Annotated in this window: 20 protein-coding genes and 1 pseudogene; 6 read left to right on the top strand and 15 right to left on the bottom strand. The window is 61.2% G+C overall.

All coding sequences use genetic code 11. From position 1 onward, the window contains the following. Nucleotides 1–179 precede the first annotated feature (179 nt). The 4 genes and pseudogenes from AC1DIS_RS22510 to ycaC all read left to right on the top strand — a co-directional run bounded on the left by AC1DIS_RS22510 (nucleotide 180) and on the right by ycaC (nucleotide 3,585). A complete protein-coding gene (locus tag AC1DIS_RS22510) occupies nucleotides 180–596 on the top strand; it encodes a DoxX family protein (RefSeq protein WP_064618759.1) in 417 nt (138 codons plus the stop codon). After that, a complete protein-coding gene (locus tag AC1DIS_RS22505; protein ID WP_018925556.1) occupies nucleotides 589–1,215 on the top strand; it encodes an antibiotic biosynthesis monooxygenase in 627 nt (208 codons plus the stop codon). The genes AC1DIS_RS22510 and AC1DIS_RS22505 overlap by 8 nt, the downstream gene beginning before the upstream one ends. 45 nt (nucleotides 1,216–1,260) lie before the next feature. Continuing rightward, nucleotides 1,261–2,891 (top strand): annotated as a pseudogene (locus AC1DIS_RS22500) (amidohydrolase). Nucleotides 2,892–2,958: 67 nt separating this feature from the next. Then, a complete protein-coding gene (gene ycaC / locus AC1DIS_RS22495) occupies nucleotides 2,959–3,585 on the top strand; it encodes an isochorismate family cysteine hydrolase YcaC (RefSeq protein ID WP_028941293.1) in 627 nt (208 codons plus the stop codon). Between the two features lie 64 nt (nucleotides 3,586–3,649). Here ycaC and AC1DIS_RS22490 read toward each other — a convergent pair whose 3' ends face one another. Both AC1DIS_RS22490 and AC1DIS_RS22485 read right to left on the bottom strand, forming a co-directional pair. Beyond that, nucleotides 3,650–5,077: a mechanosensitive ion channel domain-containing protein gene (locus AC1DIS_RS22490; protein WP_477743692.1), complete on the bottom strand. Its 1,428-nt coding sequence runs from the start codon at nucleotides 5,075–5,077 to the stop codon at nucleotides 3,650–3,652. A gap of 63 nt (nucleotides 5,078–5,140) precedes the next feature. Next, entirely contained in the window at nucleotides 5,141–6,157 is a 1,017-nt protein-coding gene (locus tag AC1DIS_RS22485) for an alpha/beta hydrolase (RefSeq protein WP_018925560.1), read from the bottom strand. 160 nt (nucleotides 6,158–6,317) lie between these two features. Between AC1DIS_RS22485 and AC1DIS_RS22480 the strand changes: the two genes are divergently transcribed. Together AC1DIS_RS22480 and AC1DIS_RS22475 are read left to right on the top strand one after the other, a co-directional pair. Next, nucleotides 6,318–7,199 (top strand): LysR family transcriptional regulator, encoded by an 882-nt coding sequence (locus tag AC1DIS_RS22480; RefSeq protein ID WP_064618753.1) that lies wholly within the window; start codon nucleotides 6,318–6,320, stop codon nucleotides 7,197–7,199. Between the two features lie 114 nt (nucleotides 7,200–7,313). Next, nucleotides 7,314–8,126, top strand: a complete 813-nt coding sequence (locus AC1DIS_RS22475; RefSeq protein WP_477743691.1) for a class I SAM-dependent methyltransferase — start codon at nucleotides 7,314–7,316, stop codon at nucleotides 8,124–8,126. 14 nt (nucleotides 8,127–8,140) lie between these two features. Here AC1DIS_RS22475 and AC1DIS_RS22470 read toward each other — a convergent pair whose 3' ends face one another. The 13 genes from AC1DIS_RS22470 to AC1DIS_RS22410 form a co-directional block, all read right to left on the bottom strand. Next, on the bottom strand, nucleotides 8,141–8,449 hold the full coding sequence (locus tag AC1DIS_RS22470; RefSeq protein ID WP_018925563.1) for an addiction module antidote protein: 309 nt from the start codon (nucleotides 8,447–8,449) through the stop codon (nucleotides 8,141–8,143). 2 nt (nucleotides 8,450–8,451) lie between these two features. Further along, the gene (locus AC1DIS_RS22465) at nucleotides 8,452–8,745 is read right to left on the bottom strand and encodes a type II toxin-antitoxin system RelE/ParE family toxin (protein ID WP_018925564.1); all 294 of its coding nucleotides are present in this window, start codon (nucleotides 8,743–8,745) and stop codon (nucleotides 8,452–8,454) included. A gap of 143 nt (nucleotides 8,746–8,888) precedes the next feature. Further along, entirely contained in the window at nucleotides 8,889–9,578 is a 690-nt protein-coding gene (locus AC1DIS_RS22460; protein ID WP_477743690.1) for an N-acetyltransferase, read from the bottom strand. 57 nt (nucleotides 9,579–9,635) lie between these two features. Further along, nucleotides 9,636–10,448, bottom strand: a complete 813-nt coding sequence (locus tag AC1DIS_RS22455; protein WP_477743689.1) for a ChbG/HpnK family deacetylase — start codon at nucleotides 10,446–10,448, stop codon at nucleotides 9,636–9,638. Next, complete coding sequence (locus tag AC1DIS_RS22450) at nucleotides 10,420–11,643, bottom strand: GNAT family N-acetyltransferase (RefSeq protein WP_477743688.1); 1,224 nt, start codon at nucleotides 11,641–11,643, stop codon at nucleotides 10,420–10,422. The genes AC1DIS_RS22455 and AC1DIS_RS22450 overlap by 29 nt, the downstream gene beginning before the upstream one ends. A 31-nt stretch (nucleotides 11,644–11,674) precedes the next feature. Continuing rightward, nucleotides 11,675–13,594, bottom strand: a complete 1,920-nt coding sequence (locus AC1DIS_RS22445; protein WP_477743687.1) for a hypothetical protein — start codon at nucleotides 13,592–13,594, stop codon at nucleotides 11,675–11,677. Next, nucleotides 13,591–14,895 (bottom strand): oligosaccharide flippase family protein, encoded by a 1,305-nt coding sequence (locus tag AC1DIS_RS22440; RefSeq protein WP_064618743.1) that lies wholly within the window; start codon nucleotides 14,893–14,895, stop codon nucleotides 13,591–13,593. The genes AC1DIS_RS22445 and AC1DIS_RS22440 overlap by 4 nt, the downstream gene beginning before the upstream one ends. Continuing rightward, nucleotides 14,892–15,893, bottom strand: a complete 1,002-nt coding sequence (locus AC1DIS_RS22435; RefSeq protein WP_064618741.1) for a polysaccharide deacetylase family protein — start codon at nucleotides 15,891–15,893, stop codon at nucleotides 14,892–14,894. Before AC1DIS_RS22435 ends, AC1DIS_RS22440 begins: the two co-directional genes overlap by 4 nt. 12 nt (nucleotides 15,894–15,905) lie before the next feature. Further along, a complete protein-coding gene (locus AC1DIS_RS22430; RefSeq protein ID WP_028941302.1) occupies nucleotides 15,906–17,042 on the bottom strand; it encodes a glycosyltransferase in 1,137 nt (378 codons plus the stop codon). Further along, nucleotides 17,035–18,003, bottom strand: a complete 969-nt coding sequence (locus AC1DIS_RS22425; RefSeq protein WP_018925572.1) for a glycosyltransferase family 2 protein — start codon at nucleotides 18,001–18,003, stop codon at nucleotides 17,035–17,037. The genes AC1DIS_RS22430 and AC1DIS_RS22425 overlap by 8 nt, the downstream gene beginning before the upstream one ends. Further along, nucleotides 18,000–19,367, bottom strand: coding sequence for an O-antigen ligase family protein (locus AC1DIS_RS22420; protein WP_111454040.1), 1,368 nt, complete (start codon nucleotides 19,365–19,367; stop codon nucleotides 18,000–18,002). Before AC1DIS_RS22420 ends, AC1DIS_RS22425 begins: the two co-directional genes overlap by 4 nt. Further along, entirely contained in the window at nucleotides 19,364–20,419 is a 1,056-nt protein-coding gene (locus AC1DIS_RS22415) for a glycosyltransferase family 4 protein (RefSeq protein ID WP_477781085.1), read from the bottom strand. The genes AC1DIS_RS22420 and AC1DIS_RS22415 overlap by 4 nt, the downstream gene beginning before the upstream one ends. A gap of 32 nt (nucleotides 20,420–20,451) precedes the next feature. Then, nucleotides 20,452–22,047 (bottom strand): GumC family protein, encoded by a 1,596-nt coding sequence (locus AC1DIS_RS22410; RefSeq protein ID WP_018925575.1) that lies wholly within the window; start codon nucleotides 22,045–22,047, stop codon nucleotides 20,452–20,454. Nucleotides 22,048–22,061: the final 14 nt, after the last annotated feature.

The following is a 22,061-nucleotide window of genomic DNA, read 5'->3' as shown; positions in this document are numbered from 1 at the left end:
ACCCTGTACATGCGGTCTACCTGATGCAATTGGGTCGAATGGTTTTGGGGCTGCTTCGCAGCCCAGCGGGAGCAAGCTCCCTCGCCACAATTCCCGCGGTACAAAGAGAGCACGTACATTCAATTTTTCCCTACCCCTTGGCGGCACTATTCAATCCAATGATTGAACAGGGGTGAGTCATGAACGCTTCGCAAAGGGATGAACAGGCGCGGGATGTCGGGCTGCTGTTTCTGCGGGTCAGCGGTGGTCTGTTTCTGCTGTGGGTTCACGGCTTGCCCAAGCTGCTGGACTTCAGTGCGCAACTGCAACTGATCGAAGACCCGTTCCACCTCGGTGCCCACCTCACCCTCAGCCTGGCGATTTTCGCCGAAGTGCTGTGCCCGCTGCTGATTGTCGCTGGTGTTCTGGCGCGTCTGGCGTGCTTGCCTATTCTGTTTGTGCTGCTGGTGGCGCTGCTGGTCGTGCACCCGCAATGGAGTGTGGCCGAAGGGCAGTTCGGCTGGCTGTTGTTGATCATCTTCACCTCTGTGTTTATCGCCGGGCCTGGACGGCTGGCGCTCAATGTTCGTTTGCCCGGAGTGCTCCGTTATGTCTGAAGCCCAAACTCAAAAAGCGCCGGGGTCCGATGAGATCGTGACGCTGATCGTCAAGCACCGGGTCAAGGCCGGTTTCGAAGCAGCCTATGAAGCCTGGCTGCGCAACATCGTCAGCGTAGCGGGGCGCACGGAAGGGCATCTGGGCGTGGACGTGATCCGCGGCAAGAACGCTGGCCTGGACATGTTCACCTGCGTGCTGCGCTTTTGCTCCACCGAGGCCATGCAGCACTGGCTCGATTCGCCGCAACGTCAGTCGTTGATCGATGAAGCCGCGCCGATGCTGGCCGACGGCGACCAGACCGAGGTCAACCCGGTCAACGAATTCTGGTTCGCGCCGCTGGCCGATGCTGCTTCGCCGCCACCGCGCTGGAAGCAGGCCGTGGTGTCGTTGCTGGTGATTCTGCCGCACACCTTGCTGGTGCCGTTGCTCTGGGGGCCGCTGCTCAAACTCAACGCTTTTCTCTCCAACTACCTGGTCGCCACGTTCCTGATCACCCTGACCATCGTGGTGTCGGTGGTGTACGTGTGCATGCCGGCCGCGACTCGCTTGTTTGCGCCGTGGCTGACGGCCAGTCAGCCACGGGAGCACCTCGAATCCAACGCAAATTCGCCGCGCTGAGCCGGCGCTTTTTTGCTTCATTTCACTGATGACGAAGGAACTGCGATGAACGCCGATCTGATTCTGTTCAATGGTCAATTTCATACCGTAGACCGCGAAAAGCCCCTCGCCAGCGCCGTGGCGATCAAGGGCGGCCGCTTCGTCGCGGTCGGCACCGACGCCGAAGCCATGGCCCTGCGCGGCTCGGGCACCCAGGTGATCGACCTCAAGGGTCGCTGTGTCATCCCTGGCCTCAACGACTCGCACCTGCACCTGATCCGTGGCGGTTTGAACTACAACCTCGAACTGCGCTGGGAAGGCGTGCCGTCCCTGGCTGATGCGTTGCGCATGCTCAAGGAGCAAGCCGACCGCACACCAACGCCGCAATGGGTACGGGTAGTCGGTGGCTGGAACGAATTCCAGTTTGCCGAGAAGCGCATGCCGACCCTGGAAGAGCTCAACCAGGCGGCGCCGGACACCCCGGTGTTCGTGCTGCATTTGTACGACCGCGCCTTGCTCAACCGCGCTGCATTGCGGGTTGCCGGTTACACCCGCGACACGCCGAACCCGCCGGGTGGCGAAATCGTGCGTGATGCCAACGGCAATCCGACCGGCATGTTGGTCGCAAGGCCGCCTACAACCTGTTTACCCAGAAGCCGAAAGAAGAGCTGACCGATTTCCAGAACTGGACTGGCAGCGTCAAGTTGCACCAGGGCGACGACTACCTGCGGCACAACGGCGCCGGTGAGATGCTGGTGTTCTCGGCGGCGGACTTCGAGGACTTCCTCGAACCGCGTCCGGACCTGCCGCAGACCATGGAGCAGGAGCTGGAGCCGGTGGTTCGCCACCTGGTGGAACAGCGCTGGCCGTTCCGTTTGCACGCCACTTACAACGAATCGATCAGCCGCATGCTCGACGTGTTCGAGAAGGTCAACCGCGACATTCCGTTCAACGGCCTGCCATGGTTCTTCGACCACGCTGAAACCATCACCCCACAGAACATCGAGCGGGTAAGGGCGCTGGGCGGTGGCATTGCGATCCAGGACCGCATGGCGTTCCAGGGTGAATATTTTGTCGACCGCTACGGCAAGCAGGCCGCCGAATCTACGCCACCGATCAAGCGCATGCTGGCCGAGGGTGTACCGGTCGGCGCCGGCACCGATGCCACGCGAGTGTCCAGCTACAATCCGTGGACCTCGCTGTACTGGATGGTCAGCGGCCGTACCGTCGGTGGTCTGGCGCTGTATGAGGAAGGTTTGCCGCGCACCACTGCACTGGAACTGTTCACCCACGGCAGCGCCTGGTTCTCGTCGGAACAAGGCAAGAAAGGCCAGATCAAGGTCGGGCAACTGGCGGACCTGGTAGCACTGAGCGCGGACTTCTTCAGCGTCGAGGAAGAAGCGATCAAGTGGATCGAGTCGGTATTGACCGTGGTCGGCGGCAAGGTGGTGTACGCCGCCGGCGACTTCGAAAAACTCGGGCCTGTCAGCCTGCCGGTGCTGCCGGACTGGTCGCCGGTGGCGAAGGTTCCGGGACACTGGCGGCCGAACGCGCCGATGCAGGCGCAGGTGCACCAGTGCAGCGGCCCGTGCGCCGTGCATACCCACAGCCATGAGAAGGCCCGTATGTCGAACGTGCCGGTGAGTGACTTCGCCGGTTTCTGGGGCGCCTTCGGCTGTTCCTGCTTCGCGTTCTGAGTCTTGCAACAAAAGCGTCGGCCATGTGTGGTCGACGCTTCACTCATCACCCTCCGAGGAGTTTCACATGAGCAACGTTCCTTACAAACGTCTGAACAAAGATGACGCCGTTGTGCTGCTGGTCGATCACCAGACCGGCCTGATCTCTCTGGTGCAGGATTTCTCGCCCAACGAATTCAAGAACAACGTGCTGGCCCTGGGCGACATCGCCAAATTCTTCAACCTGCCGACCATCCTCACCACCAGTTTCGACGCAGGCCCGAACGGCCCGATCGTACCTGAACTGCGCGAGCAATTCCCGGACGCGCCGTTCATTCAGCGTCCAGGCCAGATCAACGCCTGGGACAACGAAGACTTCGTCAAAGCCATCAAGGCCACCGGTCGCAAGCAACTGATCATCGCGGGTGTGGTGACTGACGTCTGCGTGGCGTTCCCGACCCTGTCGGCCATTGCCGAAGGCTTTGAAGTATTCGTGGTAACCGACTCTTCCGGCACCTTCAACACCACCGTGCAACAAGCGGCGTGGGCACGCATGTCGGCGGCGGGTGCACACCTGCTGAACTGGTTCGCCGTGGCCTGCGAGCTGCAAGGCGACTGGCGCAACGACATGGAAGGCCTGGCCAACCTGTTGTCCCAGCGTCTGCCGAACTACCGCAACCTGATCAACAGCTACACCAAGTTCACCGCCAAGTAAGGCGCTGAAGAAAAATGCCCGCGATGTGCGGGCATTTTTTTGTACTGATCGAATGTTCGCTGCATCAGCGCTTCTGCAACCATCCCAGAAACCCACCTTTCCTGATCGGCACCGGTTTGGCCATCAACGCCTGCCGACTGTTCTGCTGGCGCACCGCCTGCAACTTGTTCAATGCCCGGCCCACTTCGCTGCGCTGTTCCATGCACTGTCGGGTCAGGTTCTTGTCGAGACGGTAGATGATCGAAGATGTCAGTGCGGTGAACGTCGCCTGTGACGGCGTATCGGCCAAGATGCTCTGTTCGCCCATGACTTCGCTTGGCCCCATGCGACCGGCCTCGGTGAAACCATTGCCGTCCGGCACGCTGGCGCTGACGACGCCAGTGGCGATCACGAACAGGCTGTCCGGCACTTCAGCCAGATCCAGCACCACCTCACCGGCGGCGTATTGTTGCGCGACCATCGATTCGGCGAGGCGGTCGCGTTCCTCATGGCTCAGCGAGCGGAAAATCTTCACTTCATCGAGCAGTGCGCGGGCGCGGGTCGAGGGCTCGATCACGCCGTCGGGGTGTCGCGAGATGCCGGCCGCTTCCAGATGGCGATGGGCGAGGTCGAACAATTGATTGCGCACGTCGCTCTTTTTGCCCAGTTCGGCGATGAACCCGCTGACCACGTATTCGGACATCTCTTCGCCAGCCTCTTTGAGCACCGCTTTTGGCGCGGGCGAGAGCAACAGACTGCTGCTGCCTTGCAGCGTGCGGTCGAGGGCGTCGAGCACCCGGCGTGGGCGGATGTGGTTCGCCACCTTGATGCTGATCGACACCCCGTGCAGGTTGTTCGGGCGGCTGAGGTTGACGATCTTGGCCTTGGCCGCCACCGAGTTCGGCACCACGGCCATCGTGCCGGCGCTGCTCAACAGGTGCGTGGCGCGCCAGTTAATGTCCAGCACTTTGCCTTCGACGCCATCGATCACCACAAAGTCGTCCACCTGATAGGGTTTGGTGGTGTTGAGCACAATGCCGGAGAACACGTCAGCCAACGTACTTTGCAGCGCCAGACCGACCACGATGGCGAACACGCCGGAAGTCGCCAGCAGACCCTTGACCGGCAGATCGAGCACATAACCGGCGGCCGCGACGATAGAGGCCAGAAACACCAGCGCACCGATCACGTCCTGCAGCAAACGGCCGCTGTGACCTATGCGACGCATCAGCACCAGACCGAACACCTCGGTGAGCACTCGTGCGGCGTACAACCACCAGATAATCCCCAGCGCCGTTGCACCGAGTTGCGCCACCTGGTCATCGGCAACCAACGGTGTCTGCAACGGGCTGACGCCAGCGTTGATAATCAGCGCGCTGAACGCCAGAAACAGCACCAGCCGCACACCGACCTTTGGCGCGCGATGCTTGAACGGGACGAGGTGCCAGAGCAGGGCGTCGAGCACCAGCAGCAGGGCGCTCCAAGGCAACAGGTGGGCAGAGAAAAGGCTCATGGATTGCACTCCAGCGGGCACAAAAAAACTCGCCACACCCTGAGGTGTGGCGAGAGGTTGGGCTTAGTTCAGATGCGTCTTGAGCTCAGCCGCGGCCTGACGTACCGCCGCTTTGACTTCCGGAATCTGATTCAGCGGATTGAGCAGGCCAAAGTCATGAATCATCCCGTTGTAGCGCACCGAGGTCACCGGCACACCGGCCGCATCGAGGTGGCGGGCGTAACCTTCGCCTTCGTCACGCAGCACGTCGAATTCGGCGGTCTGCACCAGTGCCGCAGGCAGGCCCTTGAGTTGTTCGGCGCTGGCATTCAGCGGCGAGGCATGGATCTGCGCACGCTCGGCCGGGTTGGTGGTGTAGTTGTCCCAGAACCACTGCATCATGCCTTTGGTGAGGAAGTGCCCCTCGGCGAATTGCTGGTACGAGCCGTCGTCGAACTGCGCGTTGGTCACCGGCCACATCAACAGCTGGAAGCGCAGGGCAGGGGTTTTCTGTTCCTTGGCCATCAGCGCCACGACCGCCGCCATGTTGCCGCCGACGCTGTTGCCGGCCACCGCCAGTCGCTTGCCATCGACACCGATCTCTTTGCCATGCTCGGCCACCCATTTGGTCGCGGTGTAGGCCTGGTTGATGGCGGTCGGGTAGTGCGCTTCCGGCGACGGCGTGTAGTCGACGTATACCGCGACTGCGCCGGAGCCCACCACCAGGTCACGGATCAGGCGCTGGTGAGTCGGGAAGTCGCCCAGTACCCAGCCGCCACCGTGGAAGAACATGAACACCGGCAACTCGCCCTTGACCTTGGCCGGACGCACCACTTTCAGGTTGATGGTCTGGCCGTCGACCTTGATCGCCTTGTCGCTGACTTCAACACCCGACAGATCTACCTTCACCGAAGCCTGGGCACCGGTCAGCACCGCGCGGGCGTCTTTCGGGCTCAGTTGTTCCAGCGGTTTGCCACCGCCGGCGGCGAGGGCATCGAGGAAGGCCTGGGTGTTGTGTTCGACACCGGGGCTGCCAGCGGCGAATGCGTTGCCGATGGACAGGGCGAGAACGGAAGTGGCGAGGGTTTTCTTGATGTTCATGTGCAAATCCTTTTTAAATCGTTTGAGTTTTTATGCCTTGGGATCGGGCTGCTGTGGCGCTGGGGTTCAGGCCTCAGCAACACCGTGAGCACAGATTAATAAGATGTCTGAAAGCGAAAAAGCGGCTATAAAGCGATTAACTGTCAACCAGAGAGTGACAATGAACCCGTTCGAAGACATGCGTATTTTTTGCCAGGTCATGGACTCCGGCAGCTTCACGGCGGCGGCCGATCAGTTGGGCCTGTCCAAGCAGTTCGTCAGCCGTCGGCTGATGCAACTCGAAGAGCGCCTCGGTGTGCGCCTGCTCAATCGCTCCACCCGACGGCTGGACGTCACCCCGCTGGGGCAGAGTTATTACGAATCGGCCCTGCGCCTGCTCAGTGAAGTCGAGCAAGTGGAGCAGGGCATCGCCGGCCAGACCATCGAGCCTCGCGGGACCATTCGCCTGAGTGCACCGTTGTCGTTTGCCGTGGCGCATTTGGGCTGTTTGCTGCCAGTATTTTTGCAGCGTTATCGCGACGTCACCGTCGAGGTCGACCTGAGTGATCGTCCGGTGGACTTGCTCGGTGAGGGATACGATTTGGCCTTGCGCATCGGCGTGCTGGAAGACTCGACACTGATCGCCCGGCGCATCGCCGTCATCGAGCGGGTGTACTGCGCCAGCCCGGCGTATCTGGCCGAACGTGGCACGCCGCTTGAACCCGAGGAGTTGCACAGCCACGATTGCCTGCCGTACGGCCATGGCCGCCAGGTGCAATGGCGGTTCGAAGGGCGGGGCAAACCGCTGACCGTCAATGTCACCGGGCGGATGCGGGTCAACAACGGTGAACTGCTCAAGGACGCGGCCATCGCCGGCATGGGCATCACGTACTTGCCGACCTTCATCGTCGATTCGGCCCTGGAGGACGGTCGGTTGGTGCCGGTGCTGGATGATTTCCGCCCCGAGCCGCTGACCTTATCGGCGGTCTACCCGCAGCACCGTCAGGCCTCGCGACCGGTGCAGGCGTTGATCGAGTTCTTGCGTGAGCGGTTGAACCAATAGGAGGGTGCACGCCATCGTTGATTACAAGATCGCAACAAACCCCTGATGTGGTTTTTCCTGACGCTGATCTAGACTCGTGCCGGTCAATCAAAGGCCCGGAATCTGGAGCGTGCAATGGAAATGCCGACAAAGGAAAAAGCCATCGCCAGCAATCGCGATGCATGGAATGACTCCGCCCAACACCACAAAGACACCCCCGAATGGCAGGCCCGTTTGAGTGCGGTGAGCCATGGCGACTTTTCCTGCCTGGATGACACCCTCACCGGGTTGCTCCAACAGGTCGGTGTCGACGGCAAGGATGTGGTGCAACTGGGCTGTAACAATGGCCGGGAAAGCCTTTCACTGTTTGCGCTGGGGGCCCGCAGCGCAGTGGGCGTCGACCAGTCCGGAGCCTTTCTCGATCAGGCCCGGGAGCTGGCATCCCGTTCGCCTCATCAGCCCGAATTCATCGAGGCTGATATCCATCACCTGCCGACAGAGCTGCACCAACGCTTCGACGTGGCGCTGATCACCATCGGCGTATTGAACTGGATGCCGGACATCGGCGAGTTCATGCGCCATGCCGCGCAAACCCTCAAGCCCGGCGGCAGCCTGGTGATTTACGAAACCCACCCGTTCCTGGAAATGTTCGACCCCGAGTCAGCCGATCCCTATCGCCCGGACAGCTCGTATTTTCGCAGTGAGCCTTTCGTCCAGGACCAACCGATCGTCTACGAAGGCAAAGTCGAACAGCAGGCCTCGGCGTCCTACTGGTTCGTCCACACCCTGGGCGCGATCTTCACCGGTGCCGTCGAAGCGGGGTTGCAGATATGCCATTTCAAGGAGTACCCGCATTCCAATCGCGAAGAACTCTACGACAAGTATCAGCAGCAAAAGGCGCAGTTGCCGTTGTGTTACACGTTGGTGGCGGTGGAGCGAGCGACGTAGTGCCTGGGGTATTTTCAGAGCGTTGAGTGATTTGCCGCGTGCCCTGGTTGCGCGCAGAGATCAATGCCCAAGGCATGAATGACCTTTAGAACCGTATCAAAACGTGGTTTCGCCCCGGGTGCGAAGGCCTTGTACAGGCTTTCGCGCCCCATTCCGGAATCTTTGGCAATTTGTGTCATGCCGCGAGCCTTTACCACGTAGCCGATAGCACGAAGAAACTCTTCGTTGTCGCCGTCTGCCAATACCTGAGAGAGGTATTCGCTGATGGCTTCGTCACTGTCGAGCAGTGCCGCCATGTCGAAAGCAGTCAAAGTCTGGCCCATGTTCAAACCTCCCTTGCCAATTTTTTCGCCCGTCGGATATCAGTGTTTTGCGAGGACTTGTCACCACCGGCCAGCAATACGATGACTACGCCATTTCGCAAAGTGAAGTAGACCCGATAGCCAGCGCCAACGTCCACGCGCATTTCGGAGACACCATCACCCACCGATTTGATATCGCCAAGATTACCCGTAGAGGCACGGTCAATGCGACGAGCAATAGCAACCTTCGCCCGCAAGTCGCGAATTGAGGCATGCCATGCCACGAAGATTGTGGTTTGTTGAATAAGATAATTCATTGCTCGACTGTATCCATATGAATACAGACGAGCAGTCAGGTCATTCTCTGCTCCAGCGTGTACTTTTCCCTAAACTGCGTAGGCAACATGACGCCTTCGCGGGCAAGCTCGCACACGGAAATATGATCAAATGTGGAAGCCAATCACGCCTGCGCCGCCGTCACCGGCCGTTGTTCCGGTTTGCGCAGTGCCGTCAGCCGCGAGCCGGTGTAGTAGGTTTCGCGGAAGAAGCGCCAGCGGCCGAACAGGTCGTAGACGTGGGTGATGCGCCCTTGCTCCTGGTAGTCCATGCGGATGTGCATTTTCATCGCCTGGATGTTGCGGGTATCGCAGACGTCGACGATCTTGTTGCACCCTTTGGCCCGCATCGCATCCCAGAGTTTGAACTGGGCGTCCATCGACAGGCTGGTGCCGAAGTATTGAGGGATCATTTCACCGCCGAACTCGAAAAACTCACCAGGGTTGATCCGGAACCAGCAGCCGTAATAGTGCCGGTCGAAGTAGTCCCTGGCGCTGCCCCAGATGAATCCGATGGCATCACCTTCCTCGTTCACGTACATGTGTCCGGTGTGACCCTCGGCGGCGATTTCGGCCATGGCCTTGACGCGATTGCCGTAGTACTTGGTGAACGCGGTGGCGTTTTCCGGGGTGATGATCACCAGGCGCAGGCCCGAATAGGGCCGCATATTGTGCGGCGCCACCGGGGTCACCAGGTCGCGCCCCAGCCACAGCAGCTCCCTATGGAAATACACGTAGCGCTTCCAGAGCGACTGGAGCGTGTGGAGCAGGCCTTTTTGTTTGATGCGTTCGCGAATCTTGTCGATGGCGCTCATGAAGTCCTCCGAGGCTGAAGCCTGGGTGTGGTGGGTAACGTTTTCGATGGCGAAAAATCAGGATTTCAACGGGTGCAGTTCGGTCGGGTATTGCGGCTCCTCTTTGGATGCCCTCGGCACCACGGCATAGGACACTCTCGGAACACCCGCAAGACGCTGCTCCAGCACATGGCTCAGCGACTCGCCCGGGTCCAGATAGGCATCGCCAAAATCGGCGCCGATATGGATCGGATGGACGACGATTTCCAGCAAGCCGTCGATTGGCATCGCCACAGTGCGCAGGTCGACCGGGGTGCATACGTTCTGGGCGGTCGCTCCGGACAGGCTGTTCAGGCGATGGTTGAGCAACGTCTTGAACACTCGCTTGGGCACGCTCAGGTTACTTCCCAGATCGCGCGCCAGTCGCACGGGCACCCCTTGGCGGGCGGCAAACCGCGCGACGATTTCACCAATGGGCCAGATGTTGTGCACGTGCTGATGGGAATCGAGGTGGCTGGGGTGCAGGCCGTTGTCCAGGCAGCGTTGCCATTGAGCTTCGAGTTCCTCCAGCACCGCGTCGCGATCCAGGCGGTTGAGCCAGAGGCTGTGGCGGGGCAGGCTGAGGTCGAACTCACCCTGGCTGTCGCAGAACGTCGAACGCGCCAGAATCGACGGGCTCAACGGCCGGCCATACGTGAGGTTGAAGTGCAGCCCGATCCGCCCCTTGAGCATTGGTTGCCGGGCCAGGACGCAGGCCGCTTCGAAGGCCGGCATGTTGGCCATGGCGGTTGCGGAGCTGATGACTCCAGCGTGGAAGGCACCCAGTATCACCGCATTTTCGCTCGGACTGAGGCCGAAATCGTCAGCGTTGACTATGACTTGGCGAGGCATGGCTGCCCTCTCTTTCTTGTTCGGTGGGTGCAGCGTCTTTGGCGACAATAGGTGCCTGTATAGGTGTAAGCGTAGGAGCAACCAGCGTTGCTGCACGCCTGGCCTGCCACTTTTTTAACCCGGGTTTGATTCGGTGCCAGAGTCGCAGGGCCAGCCCCAGGGCGAGGCCGCTGGGGCGCCAGGAGTAGAAACTCCAGCGCCAGTGCTCCAGTTGGCCGGTCATGCGCTCCAGGAGTTGATGACTGGAGTTTTCCAGGCTGATCCGCGAGGCGTCGACCCAGTGCCAGTTGTCGTCCAGCCCCCAGCGGATCCACTCTTCAAGCAGCACACGACCGCTGCCCAGGTCAGCGTGTTGCGGCAGGAACGCCAGGTTGTAGTCGTACAGCCGACCCTGTTCCAGCAAGCCGATGCGGTAGCTGATGCAACGCCCGTCCAGCTCCAGCACCACCACCCGCACTAGTCCTTCTTCGGCGAGGGCGGTGAAGGCTTGCTCGATCCATTGCCGGTAGCGGTCATTGGTGAAAATCCCAACGCCTTGAAGGCCTTTCCAGCTCAGCGCTTCGACTTTGCCGAGGGTCCGCAACAGTGGCCTGATGGTGGCGGCGTCGGGGGTTAGCCGTCGGATCTCGGCACCGCAAGCCGCGATGCGTTTACGTGCACGGCGCAGTTTGTAGCGGGGGTCGCCGGACACTTCCTGATGGTCGGCCTCGCTGATCAGGTGCACCGGCACCCGACAGCTGAGGCGGCGCTCGCCGGTCGAGCTGTGGGCCATCCAGGTGGTCAGTGCACTTTCTTCGCCGATGGGTTCGCACAATTCATTGAGTTGCAGCATCGCATGGGGCACGCGACGGCGGATGATCACCAGCGCCTTGCGCATGCTCTCGGCATCGAGGCAACTGAGCAGGGCCAGGCGATCGGTGAGGGGGTAACCGAGGTGATGCAGGACTCGAAACGGTAGCCCGCCAAAGCGCTCCACGGACACCACCAGCGGCAGGCACAAGGCCAATTCATCGCCGTGCCAGCCGAGCAGAACGTGCAAGCGTTCCCCGGCAAGCAGTGCCTGTTCCGATGCGCGCAGCCAGGCGAGGGTGTTGAACGGCGTATTGTCCGTCACGCGCCAGCGCAACCCCTCATAAGCGGTTGTTGGAAAGTCCGGAGCGCACAACGACGTGCGCCATTCGAATCGAGCCATCATAGATTCAGACCGCCGCATAACTCATGGACGTTCATGAGGCGCTCCAGCTCAGGGCGAACAGGGTTTGCCCTGGCAGGTCGAAGCTGACGCGACCGTCCTGACAGTTGAATTTGCCTTCGCGACTGCGGCTGTCGGCACCGAAATACACCAGCGCTCCCTTGGTCAGCGGGCAGGTCGCCCCGGCCAGATCGACACGCTGCAAGCGCGCGCCCTTATTGACGCCCAACAGGCTGCGTTGGTGTTCGGTGGCCATCGCCAGCACGTCGACTTCGAAGGCGTCGTTGTCCAGGCGCATGACGTTTTTCAGCCAGTGCTGCCGGATGAATTGTTGGGCCAGGCCCACCGGTTTGAGCTCGAAGCGATCGCCGCCCAGCACCCGCACCATGCCTTTGGGGTAGTTCGGTTCGTCGGCGGCCTGGAACCAGTTGAGCATGTCCAGCAAGCCGTCCTGCGCCGAGTTGATGACCACCGAGGCCCACCACAGCGAAGCGAAATGGGTTTCCTGATCGTAGGGGCTCAGGCTTGAGCCGCTGGACAGGTTGGTCTGGTCCAGCAGCAAGGCCTTGCGTGGCCGGCCCTTGGCATCGAGGCCCACCAGTTCGGCGGCGCGGCGCACGCTGTCGCGGTAGACCCGGGTCGCCAGCAGGTCGCGAACCATCCATTCATGCCAGGCGAGGGCGTCGATCTGCCCGCCGGATTCAGCCAGCAGGCGCCGTGCCCAGTCGATACCGCGCTTGTCGGCAGCATCGTCGGTGAACGGGCCGTTGACGAAGCGCGAACTGGCGGGCATGGCAATGCGAATGCCGGCCTTGGCGTTGGCAGGATCGCTGCGCACTTGCCGGGCCATGCTGTTGAAGATCGCCTGGTAGTTGGCGTAGCTCGAGTAGTTGAGATTCGGCTCGTCGGCGAACGCGATGTAGTGAGTGCCGCCACCACCGAGGGCACGGGTGGCGGTGAGCCAGGCGTCAAGGCCGGCGTTGCTCACGGTGTCGGCGCGCAGATCGGCCTGACGCTGGCTGCCGGCCAACAGCGTGATGTCCTGCTTGATGCCAAAGCGGTTCTGATAGAGCTGGCGGAACGCATCTTCGTGGTGCGGATTTTGCGCCGTGACGTCGACGAAACTGTAGTAGGAACCCGCCTGAGGCTTGAGGGCGTCGAGCGCCGCGAAACTGGATTGCGGCGGCAGCACGTAGGGCAAATAAATGCCCAGGTTCGGGGTCGGGCCGAGCGTCTCTTTATGCAGGGTCAGCCGGGTCTGGCCAGCGTCCTCGCGCAGCGGCTTGAGTTGCTGCGGGTTCTGGGCGAACAGGTTTGCCGTGCCATCGAGCCAGAACGCGACCTTGCCGCTGCCTTGCAGGCGCAGGCGCCAGACTTGTTCGTCCTGGGTGACGGGCAGTTCGAGCTGATCGAATTGCCAATAGGCGCGATAGGGCTTGAGTATCAGCGACACTTGTTTGTTATCACCCACACGCTGCGCCTGCAGGGCGCCGACTCCACCATGAAACTTGCCGGCCAGTACCGCGTGTTCCCCCGGTGCGATTTTGAAATACAGCTCATCGCCGCCACGGGCTTCGGCGCTGAAATGCACCTTGGCCGGGGCGAATAACGCCACGGTGTGTTCGTCATGTTCGACGGTGTAGCGGCGGAAGCTGTAGCCCGGAATTTCCAGTCGATAACTGGCGGCACCCGGCGCCAGCGGCCAGCTCTGCTTGCCGCGGGTTTCACTGGCGGCGATCAGGCGATCACCCTTCAGGTTGCCGTTGCCGTCGAGTAGGTACAGGTGTTCTTCGTTGGCATCGGCCTGCCACGCCGGGACCCACTGGATGGTCAACGTGTCGGGGCGATCCGCTTGCAGGTACAGGCTGCCGTCGCGAATGTCGGTCCAGCGCATGGGCGCCGCCTGAGCACTCAAACCAAGGCCCAGGCTCAACAGCAGCACCAGGGGTTTCATGCTGATTTCCGTTGCAGTATCTGAAGCATCGGTGCCACATCGCTGGGCAGGATGATCAGGGTTTGCCAGAAGGGTACGCCGCTCAACCGGCAGTACATCACCAGCAGCGCGACGGTCACCGCCAGGTAGGCGATGGACGATGCCGCCGCAGCACCGACGATGCCATACAGCGGGATCAGCAACAGGTTCAGGGCCAGGTTCAGCAGCGCGCCGAGGCCCACCAGCAGCGAAACCGTGCCGGGTCGATTTTTGCCCAGCAAGTCCAGGCGCAGGATGCTCGCATAGCAAAGACCGAGCAGCCCCGGCAGCAGGGCCAGCAAGGCCGGGTAGGCCGGTTGATAGGCAATGCCGAACAGGGTGACGATCAGCCATTGCCCGATCACGGCCATGGTCAGGCAGGCACCGAGCATCACCGTGGCGGTCAGGCGCAAGGCCAACGGCGTCAGGCGTTCCATGCCTTCGTCCTGTTGCAGCAGGCGTTTCATCAGGGGTGTGGTCACCGCTTCCGGGACGATCAGCAGCAACTCGGCGGCAGCGCTGGCCATGGCGTAATGACCCAATGCCGTACTGCCGAGCAAGGCACCGATGAACAGGTAGTCGGAGCGCAGAATGACTTGCTGGAACAACAAATCGGGATGGCTACGGGCGCTGTAGCGCAACAGTTCTTTCTGGCTGGCGCGGTCCCATTGCAACGTCAGGGGTTGCGCACGGTTGAGCCAGACCCAGCCAGCCAGCACCACCAGGCTGATGCCGGCCAGCCAACTGATCAGCGCCGCTTCCAGCGCGGCGTCTTTCCACATCCAGAACAAGGCGATAAACAGCAGCAGTGGCGCCAGCGACTCCACCAGCCGCAAGGCATTGAACGCCACCACACCGCCCGACGCGTTGTGCAATGTCAGCAGGCCGCTCTTGAGCACGGTCAACGGCACCGCCAGCAGCAACAGCCAGGCGAGCAATCCCAGTTGTGTGGTGATGTCGAGTTCGCTGCCGAACTCGCGGGTCAGCGCCACCACCAGCAACGTCAGCAACCCCGCCAGCAGGCAACCGAATACCAGCACCTGACTCAGCAGCAAACCCATGGGCCGTTGCTTGGCCGCCTGATAACCCACCGCCGAATTCAGCCCGCCGCTGGTGGCGGCGCTGATCAAGTCGGGCAGGGTACTGAGCAGCGCAAACAGGCCGCGCTCGCTGGGCCCCAGAATTCGCGCCAGCAATACGTTACGCAGCAGGCGCAGGCCGATCATCGCCAGTTTGGTGCCCATGCTCAGGGCGAGGTGTTTGAGGTAGTGGCTGCGACTCATGGCCGGGCTCCGCGGTAGATGCGCCACGACAGCAACTCCGGGTTGCGTGCCGTGCGCTGGCTGATGCCGATCCGTGGTAAGGCCAATGGATCTTCGACGCCACGGTAAATCCCGCTGGCGGTGCCCAGGGCAAACGCAAAGTCGTGGTCGGCCACATGCTCGCGCACCCGCGCATCGTGGTCGCCATTGGGGTAGCAATAGACCGGCAGCGGCCGGATGCAGCCGTTCAACAGTGCATTGCGGCTGCGGCTCAATTCTTCATCCAGGTGTTGATCGTCAAGCTCGGTGAGTAGCGTGTGGCTGGCGCCGTGAGGGCCAAAGCGGATCAACCCGCTGGCTTCCAGCGCGCGCACTTGATGCCAGTCCAGGGCCTGGGGCAACGACTCTTCAGGGCATTGATTGGTGAGCCGGTTCAGTTCGCCCGGCGGCAGGTTTTTCAGGCTTTGCAGAAAATGCAAAAGCGCCAGGCTACGGCGCTGCACATCCAGATCATCGAGCAGCACCGGTAACGGTCGCCCGATCTGTCGCAGGCATTCAATCAAGTGCGTCCGGGCTTTTTCACCATGGCTGTGCCACAGGGTTTCCCCCAGGCTTTCCCACCAGAAGCGTTGCCGGCTGCCGATGAAGTCGGTGGAGAGAAAAATGCTCGCCGGCATCTGATACCTTTTCAGCAACGGGAAGGCATTCAGCGCGTTGTCGCGCCAGCCATCGTCGAAGGTCAGTGCGACTTTGGGACGTTCCGACATGGCGGTGCCGGGTTGCAGAATTTCCATCAGCGGCACGCAGTCGAAGTGTTTTTTCAACCAGAGCAGCAGATGGGCAAAGGCCTTCGGTCCCACGCACAGTTCATTTCGATGAGGCAGGTCGGCGGCGCGGTCATTGGGCAGCACCCGGTGCAGCATCAGGATCACCCCGGCACCGTGCAGTTGGTGGCGGCCTACCGGCGAGTTGAGATAGAGCCAGCCACTGGTGCGTTTTAATAATTGTCTGATCGCCATGGCGCGGTCCTGTCAACGATTTTGCTCGGGGTTCCACTGCGCGTACCGCTGTCCACGCAGGAACTGCCACAGACCGATACTCATCCCGGCAAGGGTCACCAGAAAGAAGCCGGCGAGGCGAAAGGGTTTGGGCAAACGGTGTTGCACATCCAGCAGGCCGGCGATGGCCACCGCATAACCGAGCAGTTGCGCGATCAGGCTCAGGCGATAGAAGCCATGGACGTTCCACAGCCAGAAGTTGCTCAGCAACAACGGCAGTAACAGGATCGGTGCCAGGCGTCGAATCAGTTTGTGGCTGATCAGCGCAATCGCATACAAGCCATGGCGCCATGGGTTCAACAGTTCCCGGCGCTGGGCCAGGCTCTGCAAACCACCGACGGTGACGCGCAGACGACGGCGCCATTGTTTGTCGATCTCATCGACGCCCTGGTCGATCACCCGGGCTGTGGGCACATAGACAATGCGTTTGTGCGCCACCGGCGCGCAGGTACTGATAAAGAAATCATCGTTGACCTCCGACGGCACGTTCTGGAACAACTCGCGACGCAGGGCGAGCAGGGCGCCGTCGGCGGAGACCATGCAGCCGGTACGATTTTCCACCATGCGCAGCCAGCCTTCGTAGTGCCGATAAAGGCTGTCGCCCAGGCTCAGGCCCTGGCCCGCCACCGGGATCAACATGTGTCCGGCGCAGGCCCCGACCTGTGGATCGGCCAGGGGCGCGAGCAATTGGCCGAGGGTGTCGGTCGACCATTGGTTGTCGGCATCGGTGAACACCAGAATCTCGCCCGTGCTCAGGGCAACGGCGGCATTCAAGGTGGCTGCCTTGCCCTGACGGGGCAGGTCGAGCACGCTGATGCGCGGGTCGATGACCTTGCGGGCGCAGGCCACGGTGTCGTCGGTGGAGCCGTCGCTGGCCAGAATGATCTGTAGCGAGCGCGCCTGATAATCCTGGGCGAGCAGGATGCGCAACTTTTCTTCGATGTACTGGGCCTCGTTGTGCGCGGCGATGACGATGCTCACGTTCATCGGCTGTGCCGGCCCATGACGCCGCGCGGGAAATAACGGCGCGAGCAGCGTCAGCAGCAGCGGGTAGCCGAACCAGGCGTACACCGGCAATAACAGGCACCACCAGAAAATGAATTCAGCCACGGGCGGGTCTCCTGGCATTCCAGCGACARAGGCTCAGGATGAGCGCGGCACCCGCCAGGTGCAGACGCACCCAATGCAGGCCCCAGAGTTGCAGCATCAGGCGCAGGTCGCGGTGTATCAGGCTCTGGCGCAGACTTTGGGCGAGCGCTGGCAGGCTGGTGACGAACAGCATGAATAGCGCCAGTAGGGGGAAACCGTTGAGCAGGGCGGATAGCGCCATGAAATCCAACACCCAGGCGATGATCGACAGCATCGGGAAACGCAGTAAACGCAGATTCATGCCGTGGCTGCGCAGTAATTGCAGGTGACTGCCCTGACGCCAGAACTCCTTGCCCATCCATTCGCGCCAACTGCTCTCGTAACCCCAATGCAGGGCAACGCTCTGGTTGACGGCCAGCAGGCGTGCGCCAGAGTGGGAAAGGCGCATGGTGAAATCTTTGTCTTCGCCGGTGCGCAGGTTTTCGTTGAAGCCGCCGACCTTGTCGAACCATGGACGACGCATCAACAGGTTGGAACTGGGCAGCCATCGCACTGCTTTCATGGTTTCATCGTTCGGGCGCAACGTGCGGCGTTGCCAGGCATTGGCATACCACGGGGCTTCGGCCGGGGTGTGCAGGTCCAGTCCCAGGACGTCGACCTGAACCGCGTGTTGGATGCTCAACAACAGCGTGAGCCAGTCCTCGGGCATCTCGATATCGGCATCGATGAAGCCCAGCCATTCGCCTGTCGCCATCGCCGCCCCGCGATTGCGCAGGGCGCCGATCAGCAGCCCGGGCAGCACCAGCACCTGCGCCCCGAGCTGGCGAGCGATGTGCGGGCCCTGATCGTTGGAGCCGTTATCGACCACGATCAGCTCGCATTCCATCCCGGCAGCTTGCGCGGCTTTTTTCGCGGCAAGCAAGGTGCGGCCGATGTGTCTGGCCTCGTTGTACATCGGGATGGCAATGCTGATGCGGTTCATGCCCTGGCCTCCGTCGGCGGACGTTCTTCCGCCTTGAGGCGCAACACCCAGGTCAGGGCGAGCATGATCCACAGGTACTTGTGATTCGGTGCGCTGAGGAACATCAAAAACAGTGTCAACGACAGATAACTGATGCCCAGGTGGGTGATCAGGTCGGCCTGTTCCCAATCCCGTCGCAGCATCCAGGCTCGACGGGCGCGGACCAGGTTGTACATCCCAAGGCCGAGCATGCCGACGAACAACAACCCGGCGGGAATCCCCAGTTCACTGAAGATTTCCATGTACGTGTTGTGAGCACGGCGGTACAAGTCGCCGGGTTTGCGGTTGGCGGAAAACACCTTGGCGTAACCGGAGGTGGCGTAGTGCAGCGGGAAGGTGCCGGGGCCGGAGCCGAGTAACGGGTGTTCACGAATGATCTGGCTGCCGACCACAAGGTATGACGTGCGGCGGCCGAGGGATTCGTCCTGGCTTTTGGCGCCTTCTTTCAAGACGCTCAAGGACTGGATGCGCTTGAGGTAACCGGCCGGCATCGAATAAATCCCCACCGGGATCACGAGCGCAAGGCCGAGCATGGCAAAACCCAAGTGGCGCGGCCGGATGCGTGGCAACTGCGCGCGGTAGTGCCAGGCGCCGATCATCAAGCTCAGGAACAGGACCACCAGCCCGGAACGGGAATCGGTTTTGGTCATGCCGCCCAACAGCAAAATGCAGCAGCCGCCCCAGAACAATCGGTGCAACAGGTTCGGGCCGCGGATCACCAGCAGCAGGGCCAACGGCACGGCGAAGGCGATCAGCAGGGCAAACGAGTTCGCGTCTTCCAGCAGCCCGGCGGCACGGCCCTGGTCCTGATACTTGGTGGAGAACATGGCTAGCACAGAGGTTGCGGCGACGCTGAGGGTCACCAGCCGGGCGAACAGATCGAGGTTCAAATCACGGCCAATCAGCAAGGTGATCACAAACAGCACCAGGCCGACGCTCAAATCCCGTAGATGACTTTGGGACATGTCCATGCTGTCGGTATTGATCATACTCAACCCGTACAACACCATGAATCCGATCAGGTAGCGCCAGATGTTGCTGCGCAGGCGCTCGGACGGAATCTGGTGAATGGCCAGTTGCAACATCAGGACCAGTGCCAGTGACGCACCGATGAATTTGGTGCCTGACAGCGCGTTGCCCTTGAAGAAACCTTCGAATGGCACCAGCGCCGCGATGCCCAATAACCCCCAGGCGGGTTTTCGGTAGAGCACACCGACAGCGACCATGCCGAGCACCGCGCCGGGCGCCAGATAGGGGTAAGGGCTGGCCAGCAAACCGAGGCAGACCAGGGCGAGCAGACTGACGATCGAGAGCGGAAAGATCACGCGCGTGCCTCCCGTGCAGTACGGATATAAAGCTGCGACCAGCGTTCGGCCAAGGCCTTCAGGTCGTAACGGTCCTGTTGCGTACGTCTTGCGTTGTCGATCAGTTCGCGAGCCAGTACCGGCTCACTCAGCAGCGTGTCGAGCTGCCGGGCGAGGGCGACGCTGTCGGTGGGGGGCGCCAGCAGACCGTTGTGCCGATCCTCCAGCACATCGGGAATTCCGCCGACGCTGAACGCCACCACCGGCACTCCGGCCTGCATTGCTTCGAGCAAAATCATCGGCGTGCCCTCGGTGCGCGAGCTGATCACCAGCGCATCGAGTTGCGGCCACCAGCGGTTCATGTCGGTCTGGTAACCCGGCAGGGTGATGCGGTTGTGCAAGCCGGCGGCGGCAATTCGCGCCAGCAGGGTTTCCCGTTCCGGGCCATCGCCGAGCATCACTGCGTCCAGTTGCGGATGTCGGTGACACAGCGCAATCAGCGCATCGAGAAACAGGTCCGGGCCTTTTTCATGGGTCAGCCGACCGACATAGCCCGCCAGCCAGCGCGGGTGTCTGGCGTTGTGGGGCAGCAAGCCGTTGGCGGTTGGCAGACCATTGGGAATCACTTGCAGCTTCTCCTTCCGAACACTGGCCTTGCGGTGCAGCGCTGCGATGCTTTCGGCCACGCACACCACCCGATTCACCGACGCGGTGCGGCACAGTTGCAGGCTCAGCCAGCCGTAGAAGCGTTGCTTGCGACTGCGCGGGGTGAAACCGTGCTGGGTAATCACCAATGGCAAGTCAAACAATGTCGCGCCGACCCAGCCAAACACCAGGCCTTTGAAATTGTGCGTATTGATCAGCGGATGTTCAGCCCGCCGATAACGTAAATGACCCAGCAATTGCCCCAGTCCCGCGAAAGCGCGGCAATCGACCCCGGCCTCGCGGAACCGGTCGATCAGGGCCGGCGGCGCATCCAGAAACAGCACCTGGTGGTGCCCTGGCGTCGCCAGGCAATGGTCCAGCAACAYCCGCTCAGCGCCATAAAAGCCGCCGCTGCTGATCAAATGCATAATCGGCAGCGCGCTGGCGTTGAGCGGCCCGTTCAATGGCGCACCCAATACATGAAGCTAGGCACGGTCCAGTTCTTGTGCGGGTTGTTCGGCAGGACGTCCTGATCGTTGATCACCAACAGCACCGGCAAGCCCAGTTCATGGGTGATTTGCGCTGGATGTTTGAAGCTGTGATCGAAGAACTCACGCACGTAGACGAAGGCAATCGCCAGCAGCAGACCGGTCAGCATTCCGAACGGAATGATCAGCAGCGGTTTGGGAAACGCCACCTCGGACGGTTCGAACGGCGGGCTGAGCACCCGGGCGTTGGACAAATCGCTGTCCAGCGCGCGGGCGGTGCTGCTTTCGGCAAAGCGCTGGGCGTAGGTGGAGAACGCCGCGTGCAAGGCATTGATCTCGGTATCCATCTGCTGCAACTTGCTCTGCGCCACTTGCAACTGGTGGATACGGTTCTTGAACTCGGCGATGCGCGCGGTTTTCTGGTTGATCACCGAGGTGACAATCGCCAGGTCGCTGGTGCGTTCCTGAATCCGGTTGCTGACGATTTTCAGGAACTGCTGACGGGTGCGGGTAATTTGCTCACGGGCCAGCAGCATCGGTTCGCTGCCCGGCTGGAACACCGCCAGGTCATTCATGTAGCGACTGACTTGAGTCGTCAGCTGCTCACCGATCTGCCGGATCTCCCGGTCTTCGAAGGCAATGTTGTCCACCGTGGTGGTGAAGGTGAAGGGGAAGGTGTAGTCGTTGAGCCGAGAGGTATTGTTGGCCGCCGCCAGCGCGGTTTTCAGGTAGTCGAGCCAGCGCTGGCTTTGCAGCAAGCGATCCTGATACTGGTTCAGGTTCTCTTCCTCGGTGTTGATGGCGTTGAGGCGGAAGGTGATTTCTTCCTTCGGATCGGACGCACCGATCTTTTCGAGCAGCGCCAGTCGAGTGCCTTCCAGGCCATCGAGCCGCACCTGATACTGCTTCTTCTTGGTTTCGTAGAAGCTCTGTGGCAGATCGATCGATTGCAGTTCCTGACGGCTGGCCAGGTAGTTTTGCAACATCGTTGCGACAAACCGGGTGCCTTGGGCCGGATCGCTTGAGCTGTAGATAATGGAGATCACGTTGGAGCCGGGCAGGGTGTCGATCTTCAGGTTATCGATGGCCTCCTGGGTGAAGGTATCCAGGGAGGTGTCCCGCACCGGATCGATTGCAAGCCCGAGCGCGCCGCGCACCGGGTTGATCACGTATTCACGCAAGGGGTTGGTCACGAAACGCTGGATCGGTACGGTCACCAGTTTGTTGAAGGCCCCGGGGTTGGGCGTGTATTCGCCTTTGGCCTGAAGGTCACTGATGGTCTGACGGATCAGGGCCGGCGAGCGCAGGATATTGCTCTCGGTTTCCATATCCGCCAGTGATGGCGGAATGAAAGAGGCATCGCCTTGGGTCAGGGATGTGGTGGCGTCGCCCTGAGAGAGTTTTTTGGACTGCACGAGCACCTGCGCGGTGATATCGAAGCTCTGTTTGAGCACCAGTGGCAGGAGCAGGGCGATCACTGCAAAGATCAGGAAGATTCGCTTCACCAACCGCTTGTTGGCGAAGAAGATCCTGAAGAACTCATGCAGGTAGTTTTCCTTTGGATTCATGATGGGTCACCTGA

It is taken from the genome of Pseudomonas sp. 05N433 (genome assembly GCF_056396925.1).
Note: the sequence above shows the minus strand (reverse complement) of the source record. Positions and strands in the feature narration are given on the sequence as shown.

Bases quoted from the DNA above. Each gene is read 5' to 3' on its own strand.
- AC1DIS_RS22510 (WP_064618759.1), top strand. From the start codon at position 180: ATGAACGCTTCGCAAAGGGATGAACAGGCGCGGGATGTCGGGCTGCTG.
- AC1DIS_RS22455 (WP_477743689.1), bottom strand. From the start codon at position 10,448: ATGCCTCGCCAAGTCATAGTCAACGCTGACGATTTCGGCCTCAGTCCG.
- AC1DIS_RS22440 (WP_064618743.1), bottom strand. From the start codon at position 14,895: ATGAGTCGCAGCCACTACCTCAAACACCTCGCCCTGAGCATGGGCACC.
- AC1DIS_RS22475 (WP_477743691.1), top strand. From the start codon at position 7,314: ATGGAAATGCCGACAAAGGAAAAAGCCATCGCCAGCAATCGCGATGCA.
- AC1DIS_RS22445 (WP_477743687.1), bottom strand. From the start codon at position 13,594: ATGAAACCCCTGGTGCTGCTGTTGAGCCTGGGCCTTGGTTTGAGTGCT.
- AC1DIS_RS22460 (WP_477743690.1), bottom strand. From the start codon at position 9,578: ATGAGCGCCATCGACAAGATTCGCGAACGCATCAAACAAAAAGGCCTG.
- AC1DIS_RS22410 (WP_018925575.1), bottom strand. From the start codon at position 22,047: ATGAATCCAAAGGAAAACTACCTGCATGAGTTCTTCAGGATCTTCTTC.
- AC1DIS_RS22465 (WP_018925564.1), bottom strand. From the start codon at position 8,745: ATGAATTATCTTATTCAACAAACCACAATCTTCGTGGCATGGCATGCC.
- AC1DIS_RS22435 (WP_064618741.1), bottom strand. From the start codon at position 15,893: ATGGCGATCAGACAATTATTAAAACGCACCAGTGGCTGGCTCTATCTC.
- ycaC (WP_028941293.1), top strand. From the start codon at position 2,959: ATGAGCAACGTTCCTTACAAACGTCTGAACAAAGATGACGCCGTTGTG.
- AC1DIS_RS22470 (WP_018925563.1), bottom strand. From the start codon at position 8,449: ATGGGCCAGACTTTGACTGCTTTCGACATGGCGGCACTGCTCGACAGT.
- AC1DIS_RS22490 (WP_477743692.1), bottom strand. From the start codon at position 5,077: ATGAGCCTTTTCTCTGCCCACCTGTTGCCTTGGAGCGCCCTGCTGCTG.
- AC1DIS_RS22450 (WP_477743688.1), bottom strand. From the start codon at position 11,643: ATGATGGCTCGATTCGAATGGCGCACGTCGTTGTGCGCTCCGGACTTT.
- AC1DIS_RS22480 (WP_064618753.1), top strand. From the start codon at position 6,318: ATGAACCCGTTCGAAGACATGCGTATTTTTTGCCAGGTCATGGACTCC.
- AC1DIS_RS22485 (WP_018925560.1), bottom strand. From the start codon at position 6,157: ATGAACATCAAGAAAACCCTCGCCACTTCCGTTCTCGCCCTGTCCATC.
- AC1DIS_RS22505 (WP_018925556.1), top strand. From the start codon at position 589: ATGTCTGAAGCCCAAACTCAAAAAGCGCCGGGGTCCGATGAGATCGTG.